The following is a 4,003-nucleotide window of genomic DNA, read 5'->3' on the forward strand; positions in this document are numbered from 1 at the left end:
ACTTCACCAGCTGATTGTCGACGGTGTCCAGGCTCTCGCTGGTCTCCGTCAGAAACTCCCGCAACAGATCATCCATGGGATACGCCTTACTGAGCTGGACTTCGACACCTGAGCCGCACCTGGAATCGGCGGAAGTCCTCGCTTGGGATCGTTAGACAACCCCTTTCACGGTCCCGTTAATTTCATCCTCCGTGCTAATACGGATATTGAAGACAAGTTTGCGGTTCGGCCGCGTGCGCCAGCGCTTTTCGGCAAAGCCGGCACCGCGCCGCATCGGAACGATGCGATAGGTAAACGCGCCGATAACGACGAGACGAGGCGCGCGAAAAAGTCCTGTTCATAAAGGACAATATGCATGGCTCGCGTGAAATCGCGGCCAATCCCACCCAATCGGGGGCGCTCTGGCGACCACCGCTTCGTGCTCTGCCGGGATCCGCAAGGCCGGCGCTTATGGTCAACAAACGCTTAACCCGCCGCAGTTGCGGCCAGCGCCGTGCTAACCGAGGCGCGCGGCCGAGGCAATATCGTCGGGACGATGCTCCGCGAGACAATCATTGATGGCCGCGAGCAGCGCGTGCGGCGTGAACGGCTTGCGCAAACAGCGCGCCGCACCGAGCTCTAGTGCCATCCGGAGGAAATCGGGAGCGGGCGAGTTCAGATTTGCGAATGCGTAGCCGGACATCGCGATCAACGGAATGGCGGGCGCCCGCTCGTGGAAGATCCTGATCGATTCGAAGCCGCGCATGTGCGGCATGAAGATATCGATGATCATCAGATCGAACTGCTGGTGTTCGAGAGCGCGCAGCCCTGCCTCACCTCCCTCGGCAATCGTCACTCGAAAATGGTTTCGCTGCAGATAGACCTCGATGGCCATACACACCATCGGATCGTCGTCGACAACGAGAATATGGCGCAGACTTTCTGTCCCCGTTTGAGCTTCCCGTTTCGGCGATTCAATAATTGAACCGTGGGGCACGCCTTTCTCCTCTGGTTGGGATCAAAGAATTGACGGTCGCAAAGGTCGGGGACAGAGCCAGGAAGACGAAGGGGATGGACGCGAAATCCGCGGCCACGCGGCGCCATGGTTCAAGGCAATGTCCGATCGTTGTAACCACTCGTCCAACAGACGAGGCTGCGCGGGTCGAACGGCGCCGGTTGACAGCGGAGATGCAATGCTCCCGGCTCATGAAGGCCCCCCTTGCCGCTTTTTCCTGCGCGACCCTTGCAGGACTGGCGCGTGGTCCATGAGCGAATCAGCGCGTCATTCTTATTTCCGCCGCAAATGCGCCAGCGTGTCTGCCCCCTAACGGGTATATGGACCGCGCCACAACCTTTAGAATATTATTATATCGCCGTGCAACTGAATGACGAAACCGAACGCGGCGGTGATCGTACATTAAGCGCATCGGATTGATCCTGCATGACCGCGAGCGGCCACCCGCGCAACCAGTTGCTGCAAATGCTCGACGCGGCGGATTTCAATCTGCTGCGCTCCCATCTCGCGACGGTCGAAATGGTCAGGGAATCTGTCTTGGGCGAGGCAGGTGCTCCACTGAAATACGTCTACTTCCCACATGCCGGATCCGTATCAATCACGGTGGGTCTGTCCGAAGGACAAATGATCGAGGTCGCGATGCTGGGGCGCGACAGTGTGGTCGGCGGCGGAGCAGCGCTTGCCGACGGCATCGCGCCTGCGGACGCGATCGTGCTGTTCCCCGGCGCTGCTTATGTGCTGGAAATTGCGGCTTTCCGCGCCGTCGCGGCCACAAGCGTCCCGTTTCGTAATCTGATGGTCCGTCATGAGCAGGTCCTGCTCGCGCATGCGCAGCAATCATTGCTCTGCAATACGCTGCACCCGGTCGAGGCACGGCTCGCGCGTTGGCTCTTGCGGGCCCGCGACCTGTCCGACAGCGCAACTCTCCCGCTGACGCAGGAGGCGCTGGCGCAGATGATGGGTGTGCGGCGCAACGCGATTTCCCTGGTCGCGCATGCACTCCAGCGCGCCGGCATCATTCACTACACCCGCGGCCAGATCGAGATCATCGACCTGCCCGCACTGGAAACGACATCCTGCGATTGCTATTCGGCGGTCAAGGCATCTCAGTTACGCCTGCTCGGTGCGCTGCGGTGACGGGCGTTCAACGCGACCGGACTGCATGCCGGAGTGCACACAGCACCGCAGAGGCGATTATCGCACCCGGACAACTTGTCCCAATTGCCAATATATCCCGACGGGAACATGATGGAACTTACCCGTCCCGGGATCGGTGAATTCGCTTTCGCGTGTCCTTGGCTGACGATACGGGAGGCAGTTTTGGAAACGATGGTCCGTCCATCCAACGGTTTCCTGTCCGCGCTGTCGGCGGACGATTATGAATTGATCCGTCCGTATTTGCGCACGGTCGATCTGCCGCACGAGGCGGTGCTGGTGGAAACCGGCGAGACGCTCAAACGCGCCTATTTTCCGCATCGCGGCGTCATCTCGCTGGTGGTGAAGCTCGCCAAGGGCGAGCATGTGCAGGTCGCCATGATCGGGCGCGACAGCCTGCTCGGGACACTCTCGACCATGGGCGATGCCTGCGCGCTGAACACGGCGATCGTGCTGGTTCCCGGCGTCTCGTCGGTGATGGATCTCGACCGGCTGCGCGCTGCGGCCGACCAGAGCAGCACCCTGCGGACGTTACTGACGCGCCACGGGCTGGCGGTTTATGCGCAGGTCCAGCAGACCGCGGGCTGCAATGCCGCTCATCCCGTGGAATCGCGGCTGTCGCGCTGCCTGCTGCACACCCACGACCTGTCGGGTGACTACCGGCTGCTGCTGACCCAGGAGGCCATGGCGCAGATGATCGGGGCGCGGCGCAACAGCGTGTCACTGGTCGCCAATACCTTGCAGCAGGCCAATTTCATCCACTACAGCCGCGGACACATCCAGATCCTGAACCTGGACGGCCTGCGCCAGACGGCGTGTGAGTGCTACGCCACGGTGAAGATCCAGTACGACCGGCTGCTCGGCCAGCGCTGACCGGCACAATCGCGTGGTAAATCCGCGGCTAACGCCGGCCTGCAAACACGGCTCGTCCCGCTACCGAAACTGAAATTCAAATGCCGTAGACACGGTGTGCGCCGTGCGCCGGACGGGCCGCGCGGCCAACGAACCGTGACCAGGACAGGCAAAGCCATGTTTGAAGTGACCGTCGCGCCTGCCGAGATGCCGCTCGATGCCGAGCCCGCGCGTGAGCCGGGCGCTTACGCGGCACTCGTGCGCGAGATCGGCGAGGACGGCGCCGGGGAAGTGCGCGCCGTGTTCTGGAGCGAAACCTGCGCCCGGCTGCAGCAATTCCGTACGCTTTCGCTCGCGCAGCAGCACGCCAGGATCGCGCGCGACGCGCATTCGCTGAAGAGCGCGGCCGGGACGTTCGGCTATGCCAGGCTGGCGGCGCTGGCGCTGGCGCTGGCGAAGACTGCCGAGACGCTCGGCGATGCCGAATTCCACGATCTTCTCGATCGCATGGACGCCGCCTACGCCGCCGCGCGCGCGCAGGAGCCGCAGGCCTAGCGCGATCCGCGCACATCCCGCCGTACTTCTACGGCGTGTGATTTTCACAGATGGCTAATCATAGGTGGCGATATTCACCGGAAACCAGGAGGGTTTCCATGTTCACCTACGAGACTGCGGACCAGAAAGAGGTCCGTCGCTTCCGCATCGCACAGTTCAACGGCCGCATGGCGACGGTGACGTCTGGCGAGTCGACGGTGACCGGCTTCGTGCGCTCGGTCCTGGAGCAGGAATCGAGCATCCCCCCGCGCTGGACCATCACGATCATCCCGAACGTGCCGAAGGAAGAGATCAAGCCGCTGCGGCCCGTGTCGCGCGCGCGTCCATTCGCCGAAGACTATTTCTGAGCGCAAGCGCGTTCTCGGGGCCCGGGGGGGGGGGGGGGGGGGGGGGGGGGGGGGGGGGGGGGGGGGGGGGGGGGGGGGGGGGGGGGGGGGGGGGGGGGGG

5 protein-coding genes are annotated in these 4,003 nt (G+C 63.1%); 4 read left to right on the forward strand and 1 reads right to left on the reverse strand.

Going from position 1 to position 4,003, the window contains the following annotated elements; genetic code table 11:
• Window positions 1-496: 496 nt before the first annotated feature.
• Window positions 497-976, reverse strand: coding sequence for a response regulator (locus tag AC1RR3_RS38465; RefSeq protein WP_492830521.1), 480 nt, complete (start codon window positions 974-976; stop codon window positions 497-499).
• A gap of 444 nt (window positions 977-1,420) precedes the next feature.
• On the opposite strand from AC1RR3_RS38465, the gene AC1RR3_RS38470 reads away from it, so the two are divergent.
• The 4 genes from AC1RR3_RS38470 to AC1RR3_RS38485 all read left to right on the forward strand — a co-directional run bounded on the left by AC1RR3_RS38470 (window position 1,421) and on the right by AC1RR3_RS38485 (window position 3,903).
• Complete coding sequence (locus AC1RR3_RS38470) at window positions 1,421-2,131, forward strand: Crp/Fnr family transcriptional regulator (protein WP_492830523.1); 711 nt, start codon at window positions 1,421-1,423, stop codon at window positions 2,129-2,131.
• A gap of 192 nt (window positions 2,132-2,323) precedes the next feature.
• Window positions 2,324-3,022 (forward strand): Crp/Fnr family transcriptional regulator, encoded by a 699-nt coding sequence (locus AC1RR3_RS38475; RefSeq protein ID WP_492830524.1) that lies wholly within the window; start codon window positions 2,324-2,326, stop codon window positions 3,020-3,022.
• Window positions 3,023-3,178: 156 nt separating this feature from the next.
• Complete coding sequence (locus AC1RR3_RS38480) at window positions 3,179-3,556, forward strand: Hpt domain-containing protein (RefSeq protein WP_492830526.1); 378 nt, start codon at window positions 3,179-3,181, stop codon at window positions 3,554-3,556.
• A gap of 98 nt (window positions 3,557-3,654) precedes the next feature.
• Entirely contained in the window at window positions 3,655-3,903 is a 249-nt protein-coding gene (locus AC1RR3_RS38485; protein WP_492830528.1) for a hypothetical protein, read from the forward strand.
• Window positions 3,904-4,003 lie beyond the last annotated feature (100 nt).

The sequence above is a fragment of the Bradyrhizobium sp. GW821-FHT13H05 genome, assembly GCF_058804065.1.

Bases quoted from the DNA above. Each gene is read 5' to 3' on its own strand.
- AC1RR3_RS38480 (WP_492830526.1), top strand. From the start codon at position 3,179: ATGTTTGAAGTGACCGTCGCGCCTGCCGAGATGCCGCTCGATGCCGAG.
- AC1RR3_RS38475 (WP_492830524.1), top strand. From the start codon at position 2,324: ATGGTCCGTCCATCCAACGGTTTCCTGTCCGCGCTGTCGGCGGACGAT.
- AC1RR3_RS38470 (WP_492830523.1), top strand. From the start codon at position 1,421: ATGACCGCGAGCGGCCACCCGCGCAACCAGTTGCTGCAAATGCTCGAC.
- AC1RR3_RS38485 (WP_492830528.1), top strand. From the start codon at position 3,655: ATGTTCACCTACGAGACTGCGGACCAGAAAGAGGTCCGTCGCTTCCGC.